This window comes from Embleya sp. NPDC059213, assembly GCF_042754445.1.
In the GTDB taxonomy this organism is placed as follows: Bacteria; Actinomycetota; Actinomycetes; order Streptomycetales; family Streptomycetaceae; genus Embleya.
In genome coordinates, this window is the sequence record NZ_JBHZAV010000036.1 from 20,984 (window position 1) to 44,559 (window position 23,576).

General features: G+C 72.1%; 25 protein-coding genes. 14 read left to right on the forward strand and 11 right to left on the reverse strand.

Annotated elements, in window-relative coordinates:
- Positions 1 to 30: 30 nt before the first annotated feature.
- A complete protein-coding gene (locus tag ACFXMF_RS16040; protein ID WP_360318443.1) occupies positions 31 to 897 on the reverse strand; it encodes a fused MFS/spermidine synthase in 867 nt (288 codons plus the stop codon).
- A gap of 142 nt (positions 898 to 1,039) precedes the next feature.
- Between ACFXMF_RS16040 and ACFXMF_RS16045 the strand changes: the two genes are divergently transcribed.
- From ACFXMF_RS16045 to ACFXMF_RS16055, 3 genes are all read left to right on the forward strand, one after another.
- Complete coding sequence (locus ACFXMF_RS16045) at positions 1,040 to 1,696, forward strand: MBL fold metallo-hydrolase (protein WP_360318441.1); 657 nt, start codon at positions 1,040 to 1,042, stop codon at positions 1,694 to 1,696.
- Complete coding sequence (locus tag ACFXMF_RS16050) at positions 1,689 to 2,663, forward strand: hypothetical protein (protein WP_360318439.1); 975 nt, start codon at positions 1,689 to 1,691, stop codon at positions 2,661 to 2,663. The genes ACFXMF_RS16045 and ACFXMF_RS16050 overlap by 8 nt, the downstream gene beginning before the upstream one ends.
- 147 nt (positions 2,664 to 2,810) lie before the next feature.
- Positions 2,811 to 3,353 carry an anthrone oxygenase family protein gene (locus ACFXMF_RS16055; protein ID WP_360318437.1) on the forward strand — a complete coding sequence of 181 codons (543 nt, stop codon included), beginning with the start codon at positions 2,811 to 2,813 and terminating at the stop codon, positions 3,351 to 3,353.
- Between the two features lie 17 nt (positions 3,354 to 3,370).
- Here ACFXMF_RS16055 and ACFXMF_RS16060 read toward each other — a convergent pair whose 3' ends face one another.
- Positions 3,371 to 4,513 (reverse strand): winged helix DNA-binding domain-containing protein, encoded by a 1,143-nt coding sequence (locus ACFXMF_RS16060; protein WP_379989820.1) that lies wholly within the window; start codon positions 4,511 to 4,513, stop codon positions 3,371 to 3,373.
- Positions 4,514 to 4,575: 62 nt separating this feature from the next.
- On the opposite strand from ACFXMF_RS16060, the gene ACFXMF_RS16065 reads away from it, so the two are divergent.
- The 4 genes from ACFXMF_RS16065 (at position 4,576) to ACFXMF_RS16080 (ending at position 8,744) form a co-directional block, all read left to right on the forward strand.
- Complete coding sequence (locus ACFXMF_RS16065; RefSeq protein ID WP_379989821.1) at positions 4,576 to 5,592, forward strand: helix-turn-helix transcriptional regulator; 1,017 nt, start codon at positions 4,576 to 4,578, stop codon at positions 5,590 to 5,592.
- Positions 5,593 to 5,682: 90 nt separating this feature from the next.
- Positions 5,683 to 6,267 (forward strand): TetR family transcriptional regulator, encoded by a 585-nt coding sequence (locus tag ACFXMF_RS16070; RefSeq protein WP_360318432.1) that lies wholly within the window; start codon positions 5,683 to 5,685, stop codon positions 6,265 to 6,267.
- Positions 6,268 to 6,375: 108 nt separating this feature from the next.
- Complete coding sequence (locus ACFXMF_RS16075; protein ID WP_379989822.1) at positions 6,376 to 7,902, forward strand: MFS transporter; 1,527 nt, start codon at positions 6,376 to 6,378, stop codon at positions 7,900 to 7,902.
- 80 nt (positions 7,903 to 7,982) lie between these two features.
- Entirely contained in the window at positions 7,983 to 8,744 is a 762-nt protein-coding gene (locus tag ACFXMF_RS16080; RefSeq protein WP_379989823.1) for an SDR family NAD(P)-dependent oxidoreductase, read from the forward strand.
- A gap of 77 nt (positions 8,745 to 8,821) precedes the next feature.
- On the opposite strand, the gene ACFXMF_RS16085 is transcribed toward ACFXMF_RS16080, so the two are convergent.
- Positions 8,822 to 9,634 carry an alpha/beta hydrolase gene (locus ACFXMF_RS16085; protein WP_360318426.1) on the reverse strand — a complete coding sequence of 271 codons (813 nt, stop codon included), beginning with the start codon at positions 9,632 to 9,634 and terminating at the stop codon, positions 8,822 to 8,824.
- A gap of 204 nt (positions 9,635 to 9,838) precedes the next feature.
- Positions 9,839 to 10,558 (reverse strand): SDR family NAD(P)-dependent oxidoreductase, encoded by a 720-nt coding sequence (locus ACFXMF_RS16090; RefSeq protein WP_379991496.1) that lies wholly within the window; start codon positions 10,556 to 10,558, stop codon positions 9,839 to 9,841.
- Positions 10,559 to 10,833: 275 nt separating this feature from the next.
- On the opposite strand from ACFXMF_RS16090, the gene ACFXMF_RS16095 reads away from it, so the two are divergent.
- Positions 10,834 to 11,346, forward strand: coding sequence for a MarR family transcriptional regulator (locus ACFXMF_RS16095; protein ID WP_360318484.1), 513 nt, complete (start codon positions 10,834 to 10,836; stop codon positions 11,344 to 11,346).
- Here ACFXMF_RS16095 and ACFXMF_RS16100 read toward each other — a convergent pair.
- Positions 11,257 to 12,231 carry a helix-turn-helix domain-containing protein gene (locus ACFXMF_RS16100; protein ID WP_360318421.1) on the reverse strand — a complete coding sequence of 325 codons (975 nt, stop codon included), beginning with the start codon at positions 12,229 to 12,231 and terminating at the stop codon, positions 11,257 to 11,259. The genes ACFXMF_RS16095 and ACFXMF_RS16100 overlap by 90 nt on opposite strands.
- Positions 12,232 to 12,367: 136 nt before the next feature.
- On the opposite strand from ACFXMF_RS16100, the gene ACFXMF_RS16105 reads away from it, so the two are divergent.
- Positions 12,368 to 12,868: a hypothetical protein gene (locus tag ACFXMF_RS16105; protein WP_360318419.1), complete on the forward strand. Its 501-nt coding sequence runs from the start codon at positions 12,368 to 12,370 to the stop codon at positions 12,866 to 12,868.
- 91 nt (positions 12,869 to 12,959) lie between these two features.
- Here the strand turns inward: ACFXMF_RS16105 and ACFXMF_RS16110 are convergent, their stop codons facing one another.
- Positions 12,960 to 13,493, reverse strand: a complete 534-nt coding sequence (locus tag ACFXMF_RS16110; protein ID WP_360318417.1) for a DUF6817 domain-containing protein — start codon at positions 13,491 to 13,493, stop codon at positions 12,960 to 12,962.
- A 218-nt stretch (positions 13,494 to 13,711) separates the two neighbouring features.
- On the opposite strand from ACFXMF_RS16110, the gene ACFXMF_RS16115 reads away from it, so the two are divergent.
- The gene (locus ACFXMF_RS16115) at positions 13,712 to 14,284 is read left to right on the forward strand and encodes a hypothetical protein (RefSeq protein WP_360318415.1); all 573 of its coding nucleotides are present in this window, start codon (positions 13,712 to 13,714) and stop codon (positions 14,282 to 14,284) included.
- Here ACFXMF_RS16115 and ACFXMF_RS16120 read toward each other — a convergent pair.
- Positions 14,281 to 15,522, reverse strand: coding sequence for a cytochrome P450 (locus ACFXMF_RS16120; RefSeq protein ID WP_360318413.1), 1,242 nt, complete (start codon positions 15,520 to 15,522; stop codon positions 14,281 to 14,283). The two genes, ACFXMF_RS16115 and ACFXMF_RS16120, sit on opposite strands and share 4 nt — an antisense overlap.
- Before the next feature lie 119 nt (positions 15,523 to 15,641).
- Between ACFXMF_RS16120 and ACFXMF_RS16125 the strand changes: the two genes are divergently transcribed.
- From ACFXMF_RS16125 to ACFXMF_RS16135, 3 genes are all read left to right on the forward strand, one after another.
- Positions 15,642 to 16,505, forward strand: coding sequence for a helix-turn-helix domain-containing protein (locus ACFXMF_RS16125; protein ID WP_379991495.1), 864 nt, complete (start codon positions 15,642 to 15,644; stop codon positions 16,503 to 16,505).
- Positions 16,506 to 16,509: 4 nt separating this feature from the next.
- Complete coding sequence (locus ACFXMF_RS16130) at positions 16,510 to 17,400, forward strand: TIGR03854 family LLM class F420-dependent oxidoreductase (RefSeq protein WP_379991494.1); 891 nt, start codon at positions 16,510 to 16,512, stop codon at positions 17,398 to 17,400.
- 374 nt (positions 17,401 to 17,774) lie between these two features.
- Positions 17,775 to 18,431 (forward strand): SnoaL-like polyketide cyclase, encoded by a 657-nt coding sequence (locus ACFXMF_RS16135; RefSeq protein ID WP_379991493.1) that lies wholly within the window; start codon positions 17,775 to 17,777, stop codon positions 18,429 to 18,431.
- A gap of 359 nt (positions 18,432 to 18,790) precedes the next feature.
- On the opposite strand, the gene ACFXMF_RS16140 is transcribed toward ACFXMF_RS16135, so the two are convergent.
- From ACFXMF_RS16140 to ACFXMF_RS16150, 3 genes are all read right to left on the reverse strand, one after another.
- Complete coding sequence (locus ACFXMF_RS16140; RefSeq protein WP_379991492.1) at positions 18,791 to 19,213, reverse strand: hypothetical protein; 423 nt, start codon at positions 19,211 to 19,213, stop codon at positions 18,791 to 18,793.
- A gap of 195 nt (positions 19,214 to 19,408) precedes the next feature.
- Entirely contained in the window at positions 19,409 to 20,080 is a 672-nt protein-coding gene (locus ACFXMF_RS16145; RefSeq protein ID WP_360318402.1) for a response regulator transcription factor, read from the reverse strand.
- A complete protein-coding gene (locus ACFXMF_RS16150) occupies positions 20,080 to 21,303 on the reverse strand; it encodes a histidine kinase (RefSeq protein WP_360318400.1) in 1,224 nt (407 codons plus the stop codon). The genes ACFXMF_RS16145 and ACFXMF_RS16150 overlap by 1 nt, the downstream gene beginning before the upstream one ends.
- A gap of 380 nt (positions 21,304 to 21,683) precedes the next feature.
- Between ACFXMF_RS16150 and ACFXMF_RS16155 the strand changes: the two genes are divergently transcribed.
- Positions 21,684 to 22,001: a type II toxin-antitoxin system PemK/MazF family toxin gene (locus ACFXMF_RS16155; protein WP_360318398.1), complete on the forward strand. Its 318-nt coding sequence runs from the start codon at positions 21,684 to 21,686 to the stop codon at positions 21,999 to 22,001.
- An 88-nt stretch (positions 22,002 to 22,089) separates the two neighbouring features.
- Here the strand turns inward: ACFXMF_RS16155 and ACFXMF_RS16160 are convergent, their stop codons facing one another.
- Entirely contained in the window at positions 22,090 to 23,517 is a 1,428-nt protein-coding gene (locus ACFXMF_RS16160) for an ATP-binding protein (protein ID WP_380017796.1), read from the reverse strand.
- Positions 23,518 to 23,576: the final 59 nt, after the last annotated feature.

The window sequence follows — 23,576 nt, forward strand, 5'->3', positions numbered from 1 at the left end:
CACAGGACTTCCGGGCCCGAGCCCGATCCCTCAGCCGATGCGGAACGTGCCTCCGGGCGGGGCCGGCGACGCGGTGGCCGTGTCGTCGGTCACCGGCGCGACGTCGCGGGAGAAGACTCGGGCCTCGATGCCGGAGAGCACCCTGGCCGGAGTTTCGTCGCCGGCCGTACGCCGGGCCAACTGCGACACCGGCAGCGCGGCCGCGGACGCGACCACGACGAGGTTGCCGAAGCGCCTGCCGCGCAGCACACCCGGTTCGGCCATCAACGCCACCTCCGGGAACACCGCACGCAGCGTGGCCACTTGGGCCCGAGCGAACTCCAGTTCGCCCCCGTCGGCGATATTGGCCGCGTACACCCCGCCCGGCCGCAACACCCGGGCCACCTCGGCGGCGAACTCCCGCGAGGTCAGGTGCGCGGGCACCTGCGCTCCGCCGAACACGTCGGCGATCACCAGGTCGGCCGAGTCGTCGGGCCGCTCGGTGAGTTCGGCCCGGGCGTCGCCGGTGCGTATCTCCATCGGCTCGTCCGCCGGCAGCGGCAGATGCTCCAGCACCAACGCGACCAGTTCGGCGTCGAGCTCGGCGACGGTCTGCACCGAGCCGGACCTGGTGGCCGCGATGTAGCGGGGCAGCGTGAATCCGCCGCCGCCCAGGTGCAGCACGGCCACCGCCGCACCCGGTTCGGCCACGAGATCGACGACGTGGCCGAGGCGCCGCGTGTACTCGAATTCCAAGTGCGCGGGCTGATCGAGATCCACGTACGACTGCGGCGAATCGTTGAGCGTGAGCAACCACGCGCGGGGCCGGTCGATGTCGGGCATCAGCAACGCCGCACCGAGATCCGTCGCCCGCCCCACCGGAATCGACTCGGTCGGTTCTTGCTGGTCGTCGTACATGCATCGATTGTCTCGCAGCCGCGACCCCCGCTCCGCCGCCGATGCCGATCGCCTTGGCATGATCGACCGGGGCAGCGGCAACAGACACCGCAGCACCGATCAGGTGGCACCAACGAAGCGGAACCCAGTCGGGAGAGCAGCCATGCAATTCACCAAGCTCGGCCACGCGTGCGTACGTCTGACCACCGATCGCGGCACCATCGTGATCGATCCCGGCTCGTTCAGCGAACCCGACGCGATGGTCGGGGCGGACGCCGTACTGATCACCCACGAGCACCTGGACCATGTGGTCCCGGACACACTGCGAGCCGCCGCCGCGGCCAACCCGGATCTGGAGATCTGGACCAACCCGGTCGTCGCCGCGCAGTTCCCCGACCTGGCCGGCCGCATCCACGCGGTGACCCACGGCGACACCTTCGAGATCGGCGGCGCGCAGGGCGTGGCGGTACACGTGTACGGCGAAAAGCACGCGGTGATCCACCCGGACATCGCCGTGATCGACAATGTCGGCTTCCTCGTCGACGGTCGCGTCTTCCATCCCGGTGACGCGTTCACCGTGCCCGAGGAGGCGGTGCCCACGCTGCTGGTCCCGTCCGGCGCCCCCTGGCTCAAGCTCGGCGACGCCGCCGACTACGTCCGCGCGGTCGACCCCTCCCGGGCGTTCCTGATCCACGACTGCCTGTACAACGACACCGGCCTCGCCCTCGCCGAACGCCTCCTGGGCCAACTCGCCGGGTCCGACGCCCGCCCCGTCCGACGCCTGGCCCCGGGCGAGAGCACCTCGCTCGCCGATGCCTGACCCCGCACCCGGCACACCGTTACCACCGATACCGGCTCGGCCGCACAGCGGCCGGGACGACGAGGAGACTCGGCAACTCCGGGAGTACAACGCGCACATCGTCGCCCTGGACACCCGGTTCGGCGCCGGCGCCATTCTCGCGCCGGCGGTCCGGTCGGCGGGTGGCGCGTTGCGCGCCGCGACCGCCGGCCGGCCGTCTCGGGACCGGCTGTCCGCCGTGGCGGAGGCGTACCAGATCGCCGGCTGGTTGGCCTACGACGCCGATCGACAGGGGTTGTCCCATCGGCTGACCACTCGGGCCGTCCGGACGGCGCGGCTCGCCGGTGATCGCTCCGCCGAACACTTCGCGCTGTCCCAGCTCGCCATGCAGGCCATCCATCTGCACCGCCCGGACCGGGCGTTGCGCATCTGCGACACCGTCCTCGAAGACGACCTGCCGCCCGGCGTCCGGACCCTGTTCGTGCTGCGGCGGGCCCGCGCGCTCGATCAGTACGGCGAGCACGCGCGGGCCCGCAGGCTCATCGGCGAGACGTACGCGCGGCACCTCGACGGTGTCGGCCCCCGGGATCCCGCCTGGACCTGGTGGCTCGACACCGCCGAGATCACCTGGCACCACGCGATGCTGCACGCCGACAACGGGCGCTGGACCCGGGCGATCCCCCTGTTCGAACAGGCCGCCGCAGGGCGCATTCCCGGCAGCCGTACCGCGTACAACGACCATGCCCACCTGCTGCACGCCCTCGCCCGGACCCGCAGTTGGCGCGCCGCCGGCGACCTCCTGGAGTCGCATATCGTCCCGGCCCGGGCCACGATCGCCTCCGGGCGCATCACCCGGCTCCTGGCCGACACGGCCCACCCGCCGACCGGCCGGCCCGCCGCGAGCCGCGACCTGGCCCACGACCTGGGCACGGTCCTGCGCGGCGCCGGCTTCCCCGGCGGGCCCGCGAACCGCGATCGGCATCGGTAACCCGGAGGTTAACCACGCTTCCGGGATCGGCCGTTGTTCGAGGCGCGCGCAGACGAGAGTCTTGAGACATCGAGGAACGGGACGGCGAAATCGCGAAAAGCGCCCGCCGGTCCCGACCGACAACCTTCATTCTCAAGGGAGTTCATCATGGCTGCCATCGACCACACGCTCGCCGCCGGCACCGACGCGATCGGCACCACCCGCAGGACCGTCGGCCGCTGGCTCACCGCCGGCGCCGTGGCCAACACGCTGATGGCCGGCACCTACGTCGCCTTCTCCGCGGTCGTCATGCCGTGGCTGGGCACCAAGGGCGACGCCGACTTCGTGCACTCGATGCAGCAGATCAACACCGGCATCGAGAACCCGCTGTTCTTCACCGTCTTCACCGCCGCCATGGCCGCCCCCGCGATCGCCGCCTGGAAGCTGCGTGGGCACGCCGCCACCGCCACCGTCATGCGCTGGACCCTGGCCGCCCTCGCCCTCTACACCACCACCGTGCTGACCACCTCCGGCATCAACGTCCCCCTCAACCAGGCCCTCGCCCACGCCGGCGACGTCGACCCGGGCAAGTCCCGCGCCGACTTCGAGACCACCTGGAACATCTGGAACGGCATCCGCGCCGCCCTCTCCACCGCCGCCGCCGTCGCCATGCTCAAGGCCCTCCGCCTGCACCGCCGCAACCGCGCCTGACCGCCCGCGTGCCGTCCTCAGACGAAGCGGATCTCGTGGTCGTGGGTGGTCACGAAGGCCAGCAGCCGGGCGCCTTCGGCGGTCAGCTCCGCCCCGGCCGCCCGGTCGATCGGGCGGAAGGGTTGCAGTTCCAGGACCAGCGGTGGGCCGGACGTGCCGGCGGCGGCGGGCGAGCCCGCCGAGACCGGTTTCCCGGCTCGGGTGAGCCGCCACATGCCCGCGACCATGCCGTCCACCAGGAAGCTTGCCCGGATGATGCCGTTGACGGTGAACATGCGTTTGCGGTCCTCCTCGGAGATGATCCGGGCCCGGTCGGCGTGCGAGAGCAGGATGTTGTCGAATTCCGGAAGGAAGCGGACCGGAGCGGGCGCGTCCTCGGGCGGCAGCGGGGCATCGGGCACGTCGTAGAGTTCGCGGCCGGCCTCGTCCCGGTAGACGACCAGGCTCGGACGCAGCCGATCGACCGCCGCCCGCAGCCGGTTCAGACCGGACCAGGCTTGCATGTCGGCGATCGTGGCCGGACCGAAGGCCGCCAGATAGCGCAACAACATCTCGTCCGGGGCGGTTTCGGCGGCCAGGGGCCGGCCGAGCCAGTGTTCGGCGGTGGTACACGCGGACTGACCGCTGCGACCCCACAGGGCCCGCGGCGGGACCTGGACCAGCGATGCCTGGCTGCGCAGCGCGTGGGCCAGGGCCTTCGGGTCCTCGTCCGGAAAACGCTCGGCCAGCGCCAGCCCGAGCGCCTTGGCGGTCAGTGCCTGCTTGGCCATCAACTCCCGGCCCACGGACACCAGTTCGGTGACGTCGACGTTCGAGTCGCCGAGACCGTGTAGCTGATTGCGATACAGGTCCGCGTCGTAGATCGGCTGCACGACGGGCCGGAGCGCGAGGCAGTCGGCGTCGGTCACCAGGTGCACCGTGCCGCGCATCAGGCCCAGGCGCACGGCCCGGCGGTCGGTCAGGAGATCGGCCAGCTCGCTCGGCGCGAAGTCGGCGAGGCGGGTCCACAGACCGACGTACGGCGGGTGGGGGGCCTGCGCCTGCATACCGACCAGGTGCGTGAGCGCGGCCTGGGCCGAGACGGCGTGCCGCCGGGTCAACAACTGGCGTTCGAGCAGCGCACGATTGAGTCGGCGGTTGCCGAGGGTGGTGATCTCCATGCACCGAAGACTAGGAGCGAATGCGGACGGAAACCTGCCGCATTCGACGCAACGCTGATCACATGGACACGCTGGAGAGTACGACCCGCCTGCTTCGTCTGTTGTCCCTCCTCCAATCCCCGCCCGAGCGCCGGCCCGGGCGCCGCGACCGCGCCGAGCGGTCCGGTTCCCTCGACCCGGCGGGCTGGACCGGCCCCCGCCTCGCCGCGCGCCTGGGGGTCAGCCCCCGTACCGTGCGGCGCGACGTGCAGCGACTGCGCGCGGCGGGCTACCCGGTGCGCACCGCGTCCGGCGCCGCCGGCGGCTATCGGCTCGACCCGACCGGCCCACTGCCGCCGCTGCTCCTGGACGACGACGAGGCGGTCGCGATCGTGACGGGGCTGCGCACGGCGGTCGGCGGTACGGTCACCGGGATCGAGCCGACCTCGGCCCGGGCGCTGGCCAAGCTCGAACGCATGTTGCCCGCCCGGTTGCGCGGCCGGGTCGACGCGCTCGACGCGGTCACCGTGTCGCTGCCCGGATGCGGCGAGACGGTGGCTCCCGCCGACCTGACCACGATCGCGGCGGCCTGCCGCTCGGCCGAGACGCTGCGCTTCGACTACCGCACCCACGACGGCCGCGAGGCCGTTCGCACGGTCGAGCCGCACCGGCTCGCCTGCACGGGACGCCGCTGGTACCTGTTGGCCTGGGACCTCGACCGCGCCGACTGGCGCACGTATCGCGTGGACCGGATCCGGCTGCGCCCGTCGACCGGCCCGCGTTTCACGCCGCGAACGCTGCCGGACCACGACGTCGCCGCATACCTCACCGCGGGCATCTCCGTCCGCGCCTACGCACACCACGCGACCGTGCTCCTGCACGCCTCGCCGGAACTCGCCTCGGCCCGGATCGGCGCGAGCGGCGGGGTCCTGGAGGCGATCGACGCGGACACCTGCCGGTTGACCACGGGGGCCTCCTCGATCGACGCGCTGGCGATCCATCTCGCCTTCCTCGACCTCGACTTCACCGTCGAGGGCCCACCCGAACTCGTGGACCGGGTGGCTCGGTTGGCCGGTCGCTGGACTCGGGCGGCGGGCTGACACCGGTCCGGCTCCGCGCACCCGGTCCGGTTCCGCAGGGCGGTCGATCTTTATTGACCGTACGTTCTCGAATGCCTTAGGGTCGTGTCCGTGGCCAGGACCAAGGAATTCGATCCCGACGCCGCCTTGCAGTCCGCGCTCGAACTCTTCTGGGAGCGCGGCTACGAGGCGACCTCGATGGCGGACCTCGTGGCTCGCCTCGGCATCGCCCGAGCGAGCATCTACGCGACGTTCGGCAACAAACACGACCTCTACCTGGCGGCGCTGGACCGCTACCGGGAGAGCCGCAACCCGGAGTTGTTCGAGGAGTTGTCCCAGCCGGGGCCGGTGTTGCCGGCCGTTCGGGCCCTGGTCGAGCGGTTCGCCCGGCAGGCGTCCGAGGAGCCGACCCGGCTGCGCGGCTGCTTCCTGACCAACACCGCCGCCGAGTTGGCCGCACACGACGCGGGCGCCGCCCGGATCGTCGAGTACGGCTGGAGTCAGATGGAGACCAATCTGACCGTCGCGCTCACCCGGGCCCGGGCGCAGGGCGAACTGGGCCCGGATCGGGACCCCCAGGCGCTGGCCCGCTTCCTGCTGGTCCTGCTCCAGGGCATGCGCGTGGTCGGCAAGGCCGGCCCGGACTCCGTCCGCCTGCGCGACGCGACCCGACAGGCACTCGTACTGCTCGACTGAAGGCACTCGCCGACAACCCGCGCGCGACCCGGCGACCCGCCGGGCACACGCCTGCCCTTATTCCAGAACGATCGATCTGTAAAAGCTATCGGCAACGGGGGTATCGCAATGACCGGCACGGTCACGGGCGGCACGGTCACGGGCACGGTCACGGGCGGCACGGTCACGGGCACGGTCACGGGCACGGTCACGGGCACGGTCACGGGCGGCACGGTCACGACCACGCCGCATGCCGGCCTCGCCTTCGCCGTACTCGGCACCGTGCAGGCCACGTTGATCTTCACGATCACCGCGATCGGCGTGCCGCTGCCCGACATCGGCCGGGAGTTCGGCCTGGGTTCGGCCGATCTGGTGTTGCTCAGTGCCGCCTACGGACTGCCGTTCAGCGGACTGCTGTTGTTCGGCGGTCGACTCGCCGATCGCTACGGCGGACGCCCGATGTTCACGGTGGGCCTGGTCGTCTTCGGGCTCGCCTCGGCGATCGCGGCGTTCGCGCCCGGCTTCGCGGTGCTGGTCGCGGTGCGGTTCGGGCAGGGGTTGGGGGCCGCGTTGACCGCGCCGGCCGCGATGGCGGTGTTGCGCGCGGTGTACCCCGAACCGGGCGCGTATCGGCGGGCGATGGCGACCTGGGGTGGGCTGTCCGTACTGGGCGCCGCGATCGGCAACCTCGCGTCGGGCGTGCTCACCACCTGGGTGTCCTGGCGCTGGATGTTCGCCATACCGGTCGCCGTTGCCGGTGCGGCGCTGCTCCTGACCCCACGTCGGCTGCCGGCGGGGAAGCCGGCCGACGGCGGGCCGGGCGGCCGTCCGGGTCTCGATCCGCTCGGCGCGGTCCTGGCCGCGGTCGGCATCACGCTCGCGGGATACGGCCTGACCGTCACCGGCGACCATGCCTGGACGTCGGCTGCCGTGTTCGTCCCGCTCGGTGTCGGCGTGCTCCTGCTCGCCACCTTCCTGGTCGTCGAACGACGGGTGGCCGATCCGCTCCTCCCGCCCGGCTTCGTCCGCGCTCCGCGCCGCGTCCTGGGCCTGGTCGGGGTGTTGCTCGCGGCCACCGGGACCGGCCTGATCAGCTTCCTGATCTCGCTCCACCTGCAACAGAACCGCGATTGGTCACCGCTCGCGACCGCCGGCGCGTTCGTCCCGTTCGCCCTCGCGCTGATCGTGGCCGGTCGAGCGGCCGGCCCGCTGATCGGTCGCTACGGTCCGGGCCGCATCACCGTGTCGGGCCTGCTGATCGGCGGCACGGGCCTGCTCCTGCTCGCCCGCCTGGACGAGGGCACCCGCTATGCCCGTGACCTACTCCCGGGCCTGGTCCTGCTGCCCGTCGGCGCCGCCCTGATCTTCGCCGGCACCGCCGTCCTGACCACCGGGGACGTACCCGCCCACCAGGCGGGCCTGGCCGGCGGCGTGCTGAACACCGCGATGGAACTCGGGCCCACCCTCGGCCTGGCCGCGCTGATGTCGGTGGCCGCGACCCGCGCCGACGTGATCGTCGGCTACGCCTGGGCCTTCGGCACCGCCGGGGCGGTCTTCCTCCTGGCCGCCCTGTCCGCGACCGCCCTGCTCCGGGACCGGCACGGCGACCGGGTGCCCGAACCGAGCCGCGAGGCGGGACCACCGCGCACCGGCTGACCGGCCGGCACCGCATCCACCGACCGACCACACCCATCGATCCGCCACCACCTCCACACCGCAAGACTCGGGAGAACACCATGTCCGCACGTTTCACCACCAAGACCGTCCTCGTCACCGGAGCCGGCTCGGGCGCCGGCCGGGAGATCGCGCTCGCCTTCGCTCGCGAGGGAGCCGCCGTCGTGGCCGCGGGCCGCACCGCCGCACCGCTGGCGGAGACCGTCCGGCTGATCGAGGCCAAGGGCGGACGAGGCGCGGCCGTCACCGCCGACGTCACCGATTCGGCGAGCCTGGCCGCGCTCGTCGCCCGCACGGTCGAGTTGTTCGGGGGTCTCGACGTCGCCGTCAACAACGCCGGTGTGATCCAGGGCGTGGGTCCGCTCGCCGACCTCGACGAGGCGGACTTCCGGGCCACCCTGGACATCAACGTGACCGGCACGTGGCTCTCGATGAAGCACGAGATCGGCTACATGCGGGCCAACGGCGGCGGGGCCATCGTGAACATCTCCTCCAACCTCGGCGCCCACGCCCGGCTGGCCAACCTCGGCGCCTACGTCACGTCCAAGGCCGCGGTGAGCACGCTCACCCGCAATGCCGCGCTCGACCACATCGGTGACGGCGTCCGAATCAACGCGGTCAGCCCCGGCCCGCTGGCCACCTCGATGTCGTTGCGTCCGGGCGAGACCGAGGCCGAGCGCGCGGACCGGATGAAGGGCGAGAACCCGTCCGGTCGGGTCGGCGCACTGGCCGAACTCGCGGCCGCCGTCCTGTACTTGGCCTCCGACGAGGCCGGCTTCGCGGTCGGCACCGACCTCGTCCTGGACGGTGGCGCCAGCGCCTGACCGACACCGCGCGCCACCGGCCCGGCCGCCGTCACCCGACGCGGCCGGGCCGCTTCGCGCCTGTCGCTCGACCGGGCCTAGGCCCGGTCGAGCACCTCGGCCAGGGCCACGGCGAACTCGTCGGGGCGCAACGCGTAGCCCACGTGATCGGTCGGGAACTCGAAGACCGGGATGTCCAGACGCTCGGCGAGCAGCGCCGTGGTGCGGTAGAGCAGCGTCTCCGGGCCCTCGTTCGACACGGCCAGCACCAGCGGTGCGTCCCGCAGCGCGGTCAGGTCCGGCTCGAAGCGGGCGAACGACGACAGTTCGTAGGACAGGTTGAAGTGCACGTTGGTCTGCACCCGTTCGAGCAACTCGCGCAACGGCGCGGGCAGATCCCCGGTGGGCTCCGGCGGGCCGGACAGGCCGAACAACGCGCTGAGTTCGACCATCGCGGCCTTCAGGCCGTCGGTCCGGTACAACTCGCCGACGTTGTCGAACTTCGCGTACCACTGCTTCGGTTCGGGCAACAGCCCCACCACGAGCGGCTCGTGGGCGACGAGCAGGCCGACCTGTTCCGGGTGTCGCACGAGCAGGTCGAGGCCGATCGCGGCACCGGAACTGGTGCCGAAGACGGCCGCGGGCTCCGAGGTGAGGGCCTGGAGCAGCCGGTGCGCGTCGTCGGCATGCTCCTCGATGCGCTGCTCGCCGGGCGGACCGGTGAGCCGGCTACGGGAGTTGCCGCGTCGGTCGTACGCGACGACGGTGTAGCGGTCGGCCAGGCGATCGCCCAGCGTCGCGAACAGATCGGTGTCTCCGTTGCTGCCGTTGATCGTTAACAGCACCGGACCGGAGCCGCGTACCTCGTAGTAGAGGTCGGCTCCGGGCACCGCCAGCGTGTGGGATTCCATCGGATCTGCCTTCCGTGTGGAGAAGCTCTGCGGGGAGTCTGTACGGGTTCCGTGCGTTCCGTGCGTTCCGTGCGGGGAGCGCCGCAGCCCAACGCTACGGACGCGAGCGATGCCCCGTCCGGTGAACCCGGTTTCCCGCTTCGGCGCCGCGGATGCCCGACCGGTCCGCGCCTGCGGGCCGGGGCCGCCGAGCTGCTCCCGACATCAACGACTCTTGTACGCACCGCCGTTGACGTTGAGCACCTGCCCCGTGACGTGCCGGGCTGCGGGCGAGGCGAGGAACGCGACAGCGCCGACGACGTCCTCGGGCGAGCCGGCCCGGCGTAGCGACGTCGAGGCGACCAGGTGTCGGCGGCGGTCCTCGGTGAGGTTGTCCCGGAAGAACTCGGTGTCCGCGATGTAGCCCGGCGAGACCACGTTGGCGGTGATGTCGCGCGGGCCGAGGGCGTCCGCGAGGGCGACGTTCCAGGCGGCGAGTCCGGCCTTGGCCGCGCCGTACGATCCGGCTCCCTTGTCGGCGGCGAGCGAACCGATGCCGATCACCGCGCCGCCGGCGGCGAGCCGGTCCTCGACGGCCCGGGTGGTCAGCGCGGCGCCGACCAGGTTGGCGTCCAGATTGGCCCGGAACGCACGGGCGTAGCCCGCGAGGTCGGTGGCGGGGCCGTGGTCGAAGTCGGTGTTGCCGCCGGCGTTGTTGACCAGTACGTCGATCCGCTCGGGCAGTTCGGCCAGCAGTCGGGTCAGCGCCTCGGGGTCGGTGTGGTCGCAGACCAGCGCTCGGGCTCCGGTCCGTTCGGCGGCGACGGCGAGCGGCTCGGCCCGCCGACCGGTGATCGTCACGGCGGCACCGAGCCCGGCGAAGTGCCGGGCGATCGCGAGTCCGATACCGGTGCCACCGCCGGTGACCAGGATGTTGCGTGCCATAGGATGACCTCCACAATGGTCGTTTAGCTCTAAATTTAGATCTGAACATAACATCGGGAAGAGGTTCCATGGCAACCGACGAGCGCCGGCCCCGTGCCGCGGCCGAGACATCGCCGGGAAAGCCGACGACGGCCGGCGCGGACCGGCCCGGCGCCGGGGTCGGGACAGGAACGACCCCGGAGGCCGACGCGCGGGCCGACGTACGGACCGCCGAGCAGCCGCTCGACCCGGTCGGCGGCGGTGCCTCGGGACGCGTCGGTCACGCCGTCGAGGAGATCGCCGCCGCGTGGGAGCGGGAGCGGCCCGGGACGCCGGTGTCCTCGATCGGGATCGTCACGCCGATCTGGCGGCTGGCCAAGTTGCTCGGGGACGACCGGCGCCGCGTGCTGGCCGGGGCGGGCGTCGACGCGGCGACCTTGGACCTGCTGAGTGTGCTGCGGCGCAGTGGAGCGCCGTACGTCCTGGGTACGCGCGAACTGGGCCGGCGTTCGCTGGTCACGGCGGGCGCCGTCTCGCAGCGGGTCGCCCGGGCCGAGCGCGAGGGCCTGGTCGTCCGGCGGGCCGGATCCGGTCGGACCCGCTCGGTCGAGGTCGAACTGACCGAGGCGGGGCATGCCTTGGTGGAGGCGACGGTCGATCGGGTACTGGGTCGCGAAGCGCAGTTGATCGACGGCCTGACCCCCGAGCAGCAGACGCAGCTAGCGGGTCTGCTCGCGATCCTGTTCCGGGACGTGCAGGCCAGGCTGGGCGACGATCGACTCACCCACGTGGGGGACCCCGACACCTGACCCCCGGCCGCTCCCCGTCGCCTGCTCCCCCGCCGTCCGGTCCAGCACGTGGGCGGCCGTCGCCGCATCCGCGGGCGTCCACACCAGCACCGTGGTCTCGGGGCCCTCCGCCGGCAGCAGCAGGGACACCGCGAAGCGCAGCGGCACGGCCCACGTCGCGCCTTCCTCGGCCGCCCGATCCGCCTCGGCCTCCCGCACCGCAGCCCCGCACAGTCGCACCGTCCGGGCCGCGAACACGCCCACCGCGCGGCATTGCCACCACGCCGCCAGGTCCGGCCGCTCGACCAGCAGTCGTGCCGCGACCGTGCGCTGCCGCGCGTCGTCGGGACGGGTGCGCAGATGGCGGACCAGATCGAGGGCGAGCGGCTCGCGCTCGGGGAATGCCGGCTCGTGGGCCGGGTCGGTCAGCAGCATCAGCAGCAGGTTGCGGCGCTCGATCGGCACGCCCGCCGGGTCGGGCCGAATCGCCCGCCAGGCGTCGTTCCAGGCCAGTACGTCCAGGGCCCGATCGAGCACGAGCGCCGGGCTGGTCGGCCAACTCCCGACCATCGCCCGCAGACCGTCGGCCGACGCCGGCCCCGCCTCGGGCGGTACGTGGAAGCCGGCCAGTTCGAGCACGTGCCGGCGGGCGTCGACGTCCAGGCGCAGCGCCCGCGCCACCGATTCGAGCACCTGGCGCGACGTGTCCACCCGGCCCTGCTCCAACCACGTGTACCAGGCCACCCCGACCCCCGACAGCGCGGCGACCTCCTCGCGGCGCAGGCCGGGCGTGCGGCGACGCGGCGATCGGGGCAGCCCGACGTCCTCGGGCGTGAGCAGTTCGCGATGTGCGCGCAGGAACCCGCCCAGCCCGCGCCGACGATCCTGCCCGTCCTGGGTGGCCATCGGCCCAGCCTATGACCGGTACTCACGGTATGAACCGGAGCCTGCCCCGATCCGGGCGACGTCGCGAGGGTGGTGGACGTACCGATCACCCCCGGCCGATCGCCCGGCCGGCACACCGACAGGGGACCCGACAACCATGACCGACCAGCCCACGCCCACCGCCGCCACCGAGTCCACCGCGTCCGCCATCGCGTCCGCCATCGCCGCCGCCGGCGCCGGCTCCGACGTGGTGTGGCGCCGCAGCAACGACTCGTCCACGCTCACCACACCGCGCGCGTTCCTTCGGGTCTTCGTCGAGCCCGGTGAGTTGGAAGCCGCGACCGCGTTCTACGAGGGTCTCCAGGGCGTCGAGCGCGATATGTGGTTCACCTTCCGCGAATTCGGCATCGCCCTGTCCGCCGTCGGCGGCTTCCTGCTGATCGAAGGTGCCGCCGCCACGGTGGAGCGCTTCCGGTCCACCACCGGCACCCTGCTGGTCCCCGAGTTGGCGCCCTGCCTCGAACGGCTGGCGGCGGCAGGCGCCGAGATCCTCGAACCGCCGCGCCGGGTGCCCACCGGTTCCGGAGTCACCGCCCGGCACGCCGACGGCACCGTCGTCGAATACGTCGAGCACCGCCCGACGCCGGACGGCCGCTGACGATCGCCCGGGCGCCGAGCTTCGCGCGGGCCGCGAAGCAGAAACAGAACCGGAAACAGCACCGGAAGCAGGACCCGAAGCGGGCCCGAAGTCAGCGGGTGCCCGCCCTGGCGTCGCCGAGCACCCGTTCGCACTCGGCCCACGCGCCGGCGCTGAGCAACGGACGGAACCCGGCCAGCATGTCCCGGAGCTCGGCGCCCCACCGGGCCGGAACCTCCGGCATGACGCGGACGATGTCGAGTTCGTTGGCCGCCGTGAGTTCGGCGAAGTCGCGCCGTTCGGCTTCGGTCGGCGTGTACGTGCGGCCGGTGAACCGGTCCCGGAACGGGCCGTCGACCAGCGTGGGGTGGCTCGCGGCCCGGTCGCAACTCCCGTAGAAGTACACGATGCGCTCGGCGTCCACGCCGATCCGGCCGGCGAGTTCGGCGCGGCGGTCCAGCGGGAGCAGTGTGGTCGCGAAGCCGTCCGTGCCGTAGAAGGCGTGGCACAGGCCGGCGGTGCGCAGTTCGGGGCGGGCGCCCCAGTCGCCGAGCAGTGCCTCGACTCGGCCCAAGTGGGCCAGCAGGGTCCCGCCGGGATGCTCGATGCGGTCCCCGCCGAGCATTCGGATGTAGTCGACGATCATGTGCCACCCCTTGCCACGTAATGGGTCGGCGCCGACTGTCCGGTGGCCGCCCGATGACTTCGGGTTCACGATAGCGCTGACGGACCGTCAGATCCCAGGGCCTCGGGCATACACATTGCCCGGAATCGACCCGCGTCGACGACTTCCGGGAATGACGACGACGCCGTCCGCTTTGTGGATAGCGTCGAGGTCGGCTGCGAACGAGTACGGAGATCAGCGTGGGACCGGATCAGTTCTGTCTGGTGTTGTTGCGACGCATGGGCGATTACCAACCCGATCTGGTCGCCGACGCCGTCCGCGAGTTGGAATTCACCCGCACCCGGATGCGCGAGGTCAACGCGCAGTGGCAACGCATGGTGCGCAGCCGCTCGGTCGGTGGCCCCGGCCGGGCCTACCGGGCCGCGCTGGGTGAGCCGTCCGGCCGGGCCGAGCGCCGGATCGGGGATCTCACCGCCGATGCGCAGTGGTGGGTGTTGCCGCTGTGGCCGCAGTTGCGCTTCGAGGTCCTGACCGGTCCCGACGGGCGGGTCTGGCAGGAATGGCTGGTGCGCGCCGATCCCGCCACGACGCCGCCCGTCGAAGGCGTGGCCGCGCTGCGACCCTGGGAGTTCGTGATCGGGGATGTCGCCGGGGCGTTCCCGGACCTGCGCCACGTGGAGGGTTCCGCGCCCAGCCGCTGGGCGAGCCTGGTCACCGAGGGCACGGACACCTACCGCGCGGAGTTCGTCTGGGGCCTGCTCCAGAACGTGACCCGCCTCGATGCCGAACTCCCGGCCGAGCAGGCGCGTTAGCCGCCACATCGGGACGGGGGTCGGAACCGCACCCGCAACGACTCCGGCCCGCGCAGCGCCGTACCGAGCAACCCGCGCACGCGCGTCGGCTCGGCCGATCGCATCTCCGGCAACCGTTGCAGCAGCACCTTGAGCGCGGCCCGGATCTCGGCCAGCGCCAGCCAGGTGCCCGGACACACGTGCGGCCCGTCGCCGAAGGCGAGCGTGGGTCGGACCCGGCGGCCGATGTCGAACACGTCCGGGTCCGGATAGTGCGCCGGGTCCCGGTTGGCCGCCGTGATCGCGAAGATCAGCGGTGTCTCCGCCGGGATGTCCAGCCCCAGCCCCTGCCAGTCGCGCACCGGCGCCGGGCACATCCGAGGCAACAGGCCCACCGGCGGCTCCCAGCGCAGCGACTCCTCGACCGCCCACTCCAGTTCCACGTCGGGGTTCGCCAGCACCCGGGCCAACTGCTCGGGATGGGTGAGCAGGGCGTACAGAGCGTTGCCCAGTCCCAGATAGGTCGTGTCGGCGCCGGCCGGGAAGAGCAGCCGCAGGAACGAGAGAATCTCCTCGTCGGTGAGCCGGCGCCCCTCGGCCTCGGTGTGGGCGAGCGTCGAGAGCAGGTCGTCGCCCGGGTCGATCCGGCGGCGCGCGACGATCGGCGTGACGTATTCGGTGAACTCGCGTGACGCGCGCTCGGCCGCCTCGGGCTCCATCGGGAAGTGGAACAGGTCGACCGCCCAGCGGCGGAACCGTTCCTCGTCGTCCATCGGCAGTCCGAGCAGCCGGGTGATCACCCGGACCGGGTAGCCGTGCGTGAACTCGGCGACCAGGTCGGCTTCGCCGCGCGCCTCGAAACGGTCCACGAGTTCGTGCGCGAGCGGTTCCAGGATCGCCTCGACCTGGTCGGTGACCACCTTGCGCCGAAACGCGGGCACCACGAGCTTGCGGTTGATCCGATGTTCGGCACCACGCATGCACTGGATGGTGTGCCCGAGCACGGGTTCGGTCGTCGCGGCGTAGATCGCGGACGCCGGAAACGACTCCTCGTCCTTGAACGCCGCGGTCACCAAGTCGTGGGTGAGAAACAGCACCGCCCGCGTCCCCAGGAACGGCACGATCGCGTACGGCTTCCGCGCCCGCGCCGCGGCGATCACCTCGTGCAGATCCGGAATGTCGTCGAACGCGAAGTCGTACCCCTCGATGTCGAACGGCGCCCGCGCGTCGAACGGGTCGACCACATCCGTCGTGTCCATCGCGTCCATCCGAATCCCCCGCCGGTCGGCAAGCCCTTGACTGACGAATATTCGTCGTCAAAGTGACGTATATTCACCGGCACCCTAGACACAACCCCGCTCCCGAACAAGAGGTGCCCATGGCAGCTTCCCCGCCCACCGACCGGGTGGTGGCCGTCGTCGAGTTGCTCGCCGCGTCGCCGCACGGTGCGAGCGTCTCGGAGGTGGCCGCCCGCCTCGACCTGAACCGCTCCACCGCGACCGCCGTACTGGCCGCCCTCGAAGCACCAGGCTGGGTACAACGCGGCCCCGATCGCCGCTACACCCTCGGCCCGGGCCTGCTCACCGTCGCCGCCGCGGTCCGCACCCGGGTGGCGCTCCCGGACGACACGGCGCAGCTCCTCGCCGCCCTCGCGACCCGGGTCGACTGCGGCGTGGCCCTGTCCCTGGTCGGCCCGGACCACGTGGTCTTCCTCGCGGTGGAGCCGGGCCCGGGTCGGCTGCCGGCCGGGATCGACGTGGGCACCCGCCTCCCCCTGCGCCCACCCGCCGGCGCCTCGGTGATGCCCTGGCGGCCCGCCGCCGAACGCGCCGCCTGGCTCGCCCACGCGCCCCACCTGGCCCCGGCCCTGGACACCATCCGCACCCACGGCGTCGCCGCCTGGCGCCCGCGCGGCGACTCGACCGAGTTGCTGACCGTCCTGCGCGACGTGGTGGGCCTCCTCGACGAGCACCCGACCCGCACCGCCCTCCGCGAACGAGCCCGCGAGCAACTCGCCTCGATCGGCGCCCACCCCTACACCGAGGCCGACTTCGCCTCGCCCCGGCCCCTCCCCCTCAGCTACCTGTCCGCCCCCGTCCCGACCCCGCACGGCCCCCCGACCCACGAGTTGCAAATCGGTCCCCTGCGCCCCGCCGTCAGCCGAGCCGAGCGCCGGCACTACACGACCGAACTGAAGTCCACCGCCGCCCGCCTGCGGCCCCCACCCGCCCCGCCACACTGACCCCATGAAACTGCGCATCGGCCTGGGTCTCACCCCGCCCGCCACCGCCACGCCTTCCCCGCCGTTCGACGAGTTGCTCGACCGCATCGAAGAGCTCGGCATCGACTCGCTCTGGTTTCCCGACCTGATCGGTGCCGATCTCCCCGATCCCCTCGTCGCCATCGGCTACGCCGCCGGTCGCACCCGGCGGCTCAAGCTCGGGAGTGGGGTCACCGTGTTGCCCGGCCGCAATCCGGTGGCCGTGGCCAAGGAACTCGCCACGCTGGCCGCGCTCGCGCCGGGCCGGATCCTGCCGGTGTTCGGGGTTCGGCACGCGACCGAGCGGGATCGGCCGCTGTTCCCGATCCCGGGCCCGCGCGGCGAGGTGATGGACGAGGCACTCACCCTCGTCCGTCTTCTGCTCGAAAACGACGACGTGTCCTTCGAGGGCAAGTATCACCGGTGTGCACACGCCCGGGTCGGCCCGCGCCCCACCCGTCCGCTCGACCTGTGGCTCGGGGGCGGCGGCCCGCAGTCGCTGCGCCGGGTGGGTCGGCTCGCCGACGGGTGGCTCGGCGCCGCGCTGACCCCCGACGAGGCCGGTGCGGCCCGCCGCACGATCGAGGCCGCCGCGACCGAGGCCGGGCGTACCGTCGACGACGACCACTACGGGATGAGCCTGGTCGTCGCGTTCGACGACCTGCCCGGCCGCGACCTCGGCGCGCTGCGCCGGCAACGACCGCACGTGGACATCGCCGAGTTGCTCCCCACCGGGTGGGCCGCCGCGCGCGAGCTGATCAACCGGTATGCCGATGCCGGGGTGAGCAAGTTCGTGGTCCGACCGGCCGGCACACCCCGCTCGTGGGCCACGTTCCTGGCCGAGTTCGCCGCCGAGCTGCTGCCACTGGAGACATGAACGATCTTGCGGTAAACGGCGATTGACGCTCCGTAGGCAAAATATTGCGCACACGCGCCGCTGCCGAAATCATGCGGCCCGTGCTGCCCGACCGGCCCGCGAAACACCGGCCGCACACCGGCGGTTGCCCCGCCGACCTGCATCGGCGTGCATGTCGACACGTGAACAGTCCCCGTATGCCCGGGAGTCGGTCATGCCCTCCGATTGGCCGGATTCCATCCGGCAAGGCCGATCGAATCCGGCCAGGGGTGGGGCACCGGCCGGCACCACGGAAGGTTGCGCCTGGTCTGACAGTGAGTCAGGATCGCCCCCGTTCCCCTCCGGACGGCGCGCGCCACCGAGCGCTGCCGCCGGCAACGAAGGACGGAAAACACGTGTCGACTTCCCCCGCGACTCCGCTCTGGCTCCAGGGACGGGACGCCGTCGTCGCCGCGGCGGCCCCCGCCGACTGGCGCGAAGAGGCCCCCGACTACCACCTCTCGCACACGGTGATGCCGGGACAGCGCAGCACGCAGCACGCACCCGACTCGCTGGAGGCGATCGTCGAGAGCCTCGTGCAGGTCTTCGAGATGGAGGTCTCGCACAAGAGGGACCCGAAGACCTGGGTCTCGATGGCCACCGAGCGATTCCGCACGAACGTCAACGGCGGCCCGTGGGCAAGCGCGCAGGACATCGTCGACCAGGGCAGCTACAACATCCTGATCGGCGACAGCATCTTCTATTCGCCGGGTGGGGAGAGCTTCGAGTCCTCACACCACATCTTCCACACCGCGTTCCCCGAGGGCTTCTACTGGGAGGTCCTCGAAGTCCTGTCCCCGCCGCCCGTGATCGCCTTCAAGTGGCGACACTGGGGCAGCTACACGGGCGAATACAAGGGCTTCCGACCGAACGGCGAGACCATCGAGATGTTCGGCATGAGCGTGGCCAAGGTCAGCGAAGACCTCAAGCTCGTCGAGGTCGAGCACTACTACGACCCCAACGCCTTCCTCTCCCGGCTGACCGGCGGCTGCCCGGTCGCCCACGCCACCTGACCGAGCCCACACCGAAGCGGGCCGCCCCCGTTCCCAGCCGTACCCCCGCCCCGCAGCCACTTCCCCGACAGGTCGGCCACAGCTTGGCGCCGGGCCGGAACCGACCGGTGGCTGCCGCAGCCGGATCCGACCCGCCGACGGCACCGGAACGAGCCGAAGCACCGACGAGCACGACCCGACCAACTTCCGGGTGCCGCCGGACAACGCCTTCCGGACCGACTCCGTCGGACTCGACGGGGCCGGGTTTCCGTTCGCCGCCGAGGTGTTCAGCGGGGCGGGGTGTACGGAATCAATGGCGCGGCCGGCACCTCACCGAACCCGACCCGGAAGCCGGACCCGGTCCGCACTCGCCGACGCCCTCACAACCGCGGCGTCCGCATCCGACCGAGCCGCCCGCCCTCGCCGAGCGCGTCGCCTTCCGTGCGCACCGTCAAGGAGCGGTAGACGCCCGGGACGGTGGCCACCCAGAACCGCTCGGCGAAGATCGTCGCCGGTGCCTGCAACACGAACCGGCCGCGTCGGAACTCGACCTGCGGCGGCACGCCGTCGTCCGGCAACACGCCCCACGCGAGCGCCCACGCCGGTTCGCCGCGTGCGGAGCGCAGCGCGCCGCGCAGCAGCCTCGGCCCCAGCGCGGCGCCGGCCACGGCCACGTCGATCAGCCGGTAGCCGGTGTACACCTCGAGCGCCGGTCGCCCACGCGAACCCTTGCCCACCCGCATCGTGCAGTCGCTCAATCGCAGGTAGAGCTCGTTGGGCGTCTGCTGCAGGACATCGCTCATGGCGCGCTCCCCCGTTCGAAGCGCCCGACGGGACAATCCCTCGGGCCCCACCAGGATTCGCCGTAGGGGCCGTGCAGCGCATCGGCTGTACGAACCGTTTCCGCAAGCCCACGTACTCCCCCTGTAGGACGGAGAAATCTCGCGGACCTCACCCGAGCGAGCGAGTCGACGGCCCGCGCACCGCTCGCGCGGGGGTCAATTCAGGCCCGGGACGGCCAGGCCCGTCTCGTACGCGCAGATCACCGCGTGCACCCGATCGCGCAGCCCGAGCTTCCCCAAAATGCTGCTGACGTGCGTCTTCACCGTATGTTCGCTGACCACCAGCGCCTCGGCTATCTCCGCGTTGGACATCCCCAGCGCCAGGCAGCGCATCGTCTCACGCTCGCGCGTGGTCAACACGGCCAGCCGCTCGGACGGTTCGGCCGGGGCCTCCGTACGGGGTAGCCGGCGCGTGTAGTCGGCGATCAGCCGTCGGGTCACCGACGGCGCGAGCAGCGCCTCGCCGCTCGCCACCATCCGCACCGCGTGCACCAGATCGTCCCGGCGCACGTCCTTGAGCAGAAAGCCGGCCGCGCCCGCGTACAGCGCGTCGTAGACGTACTCGTCCACGTCGAACGTGGTCAGCATGACGATCCGACATCCCGGCGCCTCGGCCGACAACACCCGGGCCGCCTCGATGCCGTCCATCCTGGGCATCCGGATGTCCAGGAGCAATACGTCGGGCCGGTACGCACGAACCGCCTCGACCGCCTCCAGGCCGTCGCCCGCCTCGGCCACCACCGAGATGTCCGGCTGCGCGTCCAGGATCATCGCGAAGCCGCTGCGCACCAGCCCTTGATCGTCGGCCACCACCACGCTGATCGGCATCACGAGGCCCATACCGAATCGAGTGGGATCCGCAACGCGACCTCGAAGCCCGGCCCGGTCACCCGCGGCCCGGTCGTCACGCTGCCACCGCACGCCGTCGCCCGCTCACGGATGCCGATCAGCCCGTGTCCGCCGCCCGGTCGCGGTCGCCCGCCTCGGCCGTCGTCGGTGATGGTGATCCTCATCGTGTCCTCGCCCCATTCGAGCCGCACCACCACCGTGGTGGCGTGCGCGTGCCGGACCGTGTTGGTCAGCGCCTCCTGGACGACACGGTACGCGGCGATCTCCGCGTCCGAGCGCAGCGGTCGGCGCATGCCGACGCTCTCGTAGACCACCCGCAGGTCGGTGCGGCCGACCTCGGCGACCAGGTCGGCGATGTTGGCGACGGTGGGCTGCGGCGCCCGGGCGCCGGCCTCGTCGTCCTCCTTGAGCGTGCCCAGGATCCGCCGGAGTTGCACCATCGCGTCGCGCCCGGCGTCGGCGATCGCGTCGAACGCGGCCTCCGCCCGGGCCGGATCGCTGCGCACCACCACCGGCCCGGCCTCGGCCTGCACGGTCATCAGGCTCACCGCGTGCGCCAGGATGTCGTGCATGTCCCGGGCGATCCTGGCCCGTTCGCGCGCGGCGGCCCGGGCCACCTCGGCGTCCGCGCGGCGGATCTCCAGGTCCCGTTCGTGCTCCAGTCGGCGGGTGCGCTCCTCGATCCCGGCGATGTAGGCGGTGCGGTGCCGAGTGGCAAGTCCGAACGCGGCGGCCGCGGTCAGGGCCAGGACGTCGAAAGTGGCCTGTTGTACCGGCTGATTCTTGAAGTTTTCCACGAACAGCGTGATCGGCAGCGCCAACACCGCCACGGTGATCCGCTCCCAGCGCCGACCGAGCGCGAACACCGTGTAGATGGCGATCGTCATGCCGAACTGGAAGGGCTGACCGGGTCGATGGTGCAGCGACACCGGCACCGTGAACAGCGCCACCACACACGCGACCGCGAACGGTTGCCGACGTCGCCAGATCAGCGGGATCGCGGTGCCGCTCAGCAGCAGGAATCCGATCCGGTAGGGCGAACGCAGCGCGACCAGGAACGGCAGCGACACCATGAACTGCACCATCAGCGCGATCATCAGGTCCAGGACCTGCGGGTCGGTCCGGCGCAGGATGCCCAGCGTGTGTTTGGCCCGGTCACGAACGTGCCGGTCGGCGCCGCGCTCGGCGAGGTGGTCGGACATGCGGCTTGCTCCCGGGTGGTGTGTACCGACAGTGTCGCGGCTGATCCCCCGCCGCCGCCTCGCTCGTGCGAGGGATCTGCGCGGCCCTCGCCGAACCGACCGCGATCCGACCGCCGGCCGACCGGGGGTCGCGACCGGGACGCGACCCGGAACCCGAACAGGTAGGCCCGCCCAAGTGCACTGCGGAGCCGATGAATCGGGCGAATCGCTCCGCCGGCGGCGAACGCGCCCCCCGATGGCAATTCGGGTACCGCCGCGTCTGGTACGACTGATGCCATGGCTACCGGCAACCGCTTCGTCCCCGACCCCGACCGTTCCACACGGACAACGCGCAATGGTCGGCCGGTCGTCGCCGTCTCGGGCCGGACAGGGGCGGAGCGATGCGGCCGCTGAGGCGTGGCCAGGTGTGGACGATCCCCACCGTCGGCCGCGAACGCACCTTCATGATCGTGCAGAACGACCACGTCGCCGCGCTGCACCCCGGCGCGGCGCTGTGCGCGCTGGTGGACACCGTCGGCGACCGCCGGGAGTCGCTGGTCACGGTCCGGATCACCACGCCCGTCAACGGCGTCGTGCTGGCCCCCGACCTGTACACGTCCCGACACGGCCGCTTCGAGCAGGGCACCTATCTGGGCGATGTCACGCCCGACGAGATGGAACAGGTCGACGTGGCGCTGCGGGCCGTCCTGGGCCTGTGAGGCCGCCGCCCGGGCCGCCGCCGACGGCGCGGCCCGGGCGACACCGCGCGACGCGGCCCGGCGAGCAGGCGCCCGCCGGGCCCACGCGCTATCTCGGCAGCGTGATCCGGAAGGTGGTGCGGCCGGGTTCGGAGTCGACCGTGACCGTGCCGTCGTGGCGTTCGACGATGATCCGGTACGAGATGTCCAGGCCCAGTCCGGTGCCCTCGCCCAGTGCCTTGGTGGTGAAGAACGGCTCGAAGATCCGGTCCTGGATGTCGCGTGGGATGCCGGGGCCGTCGTCCTCGACCTCGATCACCACCGACGCCGCGTCCGCGCGGGCCCGCAGGGTCAGCGTGCCGTGGCCGGCCATCGCGTCGGCGGCGTTGTCGATCAGGTTGGTCCACACCTGGTTGAGCTCGGCCGGATACGCCTGGATCTTCGGCAGGTCCTCGGCGTACTCGCGCTCGACCCGGATGTCGCGCAGCGGGCCGGCCAACATGGCCACCGTGCTGTCCAGGCCCTTGCGCAGGTCGGTCTCCTGGTAGGGGGCCCGGTCCATCTGGGTGTACTGCCCGGCGGCGGAGAGCAGTTCGGTGATCCGGCCGAGTGCGTCGGCGACCTCGTCGAGCAGCGCCTCGCCCTCCAGGTTGGCGGCGAGCCAGGTCAATCCGGGGCGCGCGGCCGGACCGAGCGCGGCGCCCGCGTCCCGGGCCCAGTCCTGGTACAGACCCACGTTCACGAACGACGGGGCCGTCTCGTAGGCATCCTCGACGCCCAAGTCCTCGAAGATCTCGGCCACTTCGTCGGTCCGGTCGGCGAACTCCAGCGGTCGCAGCCGCGGCGCCTCGGCGCCGCGGTGGGCCAACACCTCGGCCTGCAAACGATCCAGCGCCGCGAGCGCCTCGGCGGTCGCCCCGGCGCGGGCCAACTCGGCTCGGGCCGAGCGCAATTCGCCCAGCCGGATCCGCAGGTTCGCGGCGGCCCGTTCGGCTGCCGCCGCCGGGTTGCCCAACTCGTGGGTGAGCCCGGCGGTGAGCGTGCCCAGGGCCACCATGCGCTCGCGCTGCCCGACCGCCGAGCCGTTGCGGCGCGCGCCCAGGAACATGCCCGCGACCAGGTGCGCGGCCATCGGGAACCACTCGGTGAAGACCTGCGCCAGTTCGGCCGCCGGCAGCACGAAGAAGGTCGAGTCGACGTGCGTGCGCGCGGTGTTGCCGTACGCGTGCACGGCCGGCGTGGCGCCGTCGTTGCCGCTGCCGTCCAGGGCGAGCGCGGCGCCGACGTAGGCGCCGCGCATCGACGAGCGGTGCACCTCCAGCTCGCCGCCGCGCACCATGCGGTTCATCGTGACCTCGCCGGAGAGCAACACGAAGAAGCACTCGCCGGGGTCGCCCTCGTGGTAGAGCGTGGTGTTCGCCGGGAACGCCTTGACCTTGCCGTGCGCACACAGCCAGTTCAGGTGTTCGTCCGGGAGTTTCTCGAACAGGAACAGCGTGCGCAGTTCCTCGGGCGGCAACACGTCGCACACACTCATCGCGAGCCCTCCGTCGCCGGGGTGCGGGAATCCGGGGAATCCGGGGAATCCGGGGAATC

What these genes read in the sequence shown, in the direction of transcription:
- ACFXMF_RS16100 (WP_360318421.1), bottom strand. Translation starts at nt 12,231, where the DNA reads ATGGCCACCCAGGACGGGCAGGATCGTCGGCGCGGGCTGGGCGGGTTC.
- ACFXMF_RS16080 (WP_379989823.1), top strand. Translation starts at nt 7,983, where the DNA reads ATGTCCGCACGTTTCACCACCAAGACCGTCCTCGTCACCGGAGCCGGC.
- ACFXMF_RS16125 (WP_379991495.1), top strand. Translation starts at nt 15,642, where the DNA reads ATGGCAGCTTCCCCGCCCACCGACCGGGTGGTGGCCGTCGTCGAGTTG.
- ACFXMF_RS16110 (WP_360318417.1), bottom strand. Translation starts at nt 13,493, where the DNA reads ATGATCGTCGACTACATCCGAATGCTCGGCGGGGACCGCATCGAGCAT.
- ACFXMF_RS16050 (WP_360318439.1), top strand. Translation starts at nt 1,689, where the DNA reads ATGCCTGACCCCGCACCCGGCACACCGTTACCACCGATACCGGCTCGG.
- ACFXMF_RS16090 (WP_379991496.1), bottom strand. Translation starts at nt 10,558, where the DNA reads ATGGCACGCAACATCCTGGTCACCGGCGGTGGCACCGGTATCGGACTC.
- ACFXMF_RS16075 (WP_379989822.1), top strand. Translation starts at nt 6,376, where the DNA reads ATGACCGGCACGGTCACGGGCGGCACGGTCACGGGCACGGTCACGGGC.
- ACFXMF_RS16155 (WP_360318398.1), top strand. Translation starts at nt 21,684, where the DNA reads ATGCGGCCGCTGAGGCGTGGCCAGGTGTGGACGATCCCCACCGTCGGC.
- ACFXMF_RS16140 (WP_379991492.1), bottom strand. Translation starts at nt 19,213, where the DNA reads ATGAGCGATGTCCTGCAGCAGACGCCCAACGAGCTCTACCTGCGATTG.
- ACFXMF_RS16150 (WP_360318400.1), bottom strand. Translation starts at nt 21,303, where the DNA reads ATGTCCGACCACCTCGCCGAGCGCGGCGCCGACCGGCACGTTCGTGAC.
- ACFXMF_RS16085 (WP_360318426.1), bottom strand. Translation starts at nt 9,634, where the DNA reads ATGGAATCCCACACGCTGGCGGTGCCCGGAGCCGACCTCTACTACGAG.
- ACFXMF_RS16145 (WP_360318402.1), bottom strand. Translation starts at nt 20,080, where the DNA reads ATGCCGATCAGCGTGGTGGTGGCCGACGATCAAGGGCTGGTGCGCAGC.
- ACFXMF_RS16060 (WP_379989820.1), bottom strand. Translation starts at nt 4,513, where the DNA reads ATGGAGATCACCACCCTCGGCAACCGCCGACTCAATCGTGCGCTGCTC.
- ACFXMF_RS16045 (WP_360318441.1), top strand. Translation starts at nt 1,040, where the DNA reads ATGCAATTCACCAAGCTCGGCCACGCGTGCGTACGTCTGACCACCGAT.
- ACFXMF_RS16120 (WP_360318413.1), bottom strand. Translation starts at nt 15,522, where the DNA reads ATGGACACGACGGATGTGGTCGACCCGTTCGACGCGCGGGCGCCGTTC.
- ACFXMF_RS16160 (WP_380017796.1), bottom strand. Translation starts at nt 23,517, where the DNA reads ATGAGTGTGTGCGACGTGTTGCCGCCCGAGGAACTGCGCACGCTGTTC.
- ACFXMF_RS16055 (WP_360318437.1), top strand. Translation starts at nt 2,811, where the DNA reads ATGGCTGCCATCGACCACACGCTCGCCGCCGGCACCGACGCGATCGGC.
- ACFXMF_RS16040 (WP_360318443.1), bottom strand. Translation starts at nt 897, where the DNA reads ATGTACGACGACCAGCAAGAACCGACCGAGTCGATTCCGGTGGGGCGG.
- ACFXMF_RS16065 (WP_379989821.1), top strand. Translation starts at nt 4,576, where the DNA reads ATGGACACGCTGGAGAGTACGACCCGCCTGCTTCGTCTGTTGTCCCTC.
- ACFXMF_RS16105 (WP_360318419.1), top strand. Translation starts at nt 12,368, where the DNA reads ATGACCGACCAGCCCACGCCCACCGCCGCCACCGAGTCCACCGCGTCC.
- ACFXMF_RS16130 (WP_379991494.1), top strand. Translation starts at nt 16,510, where the DNA reads ATGAAACTGCGCATCGGCCTGGGTCTCACCCCGCCCGCCACCGCCACG.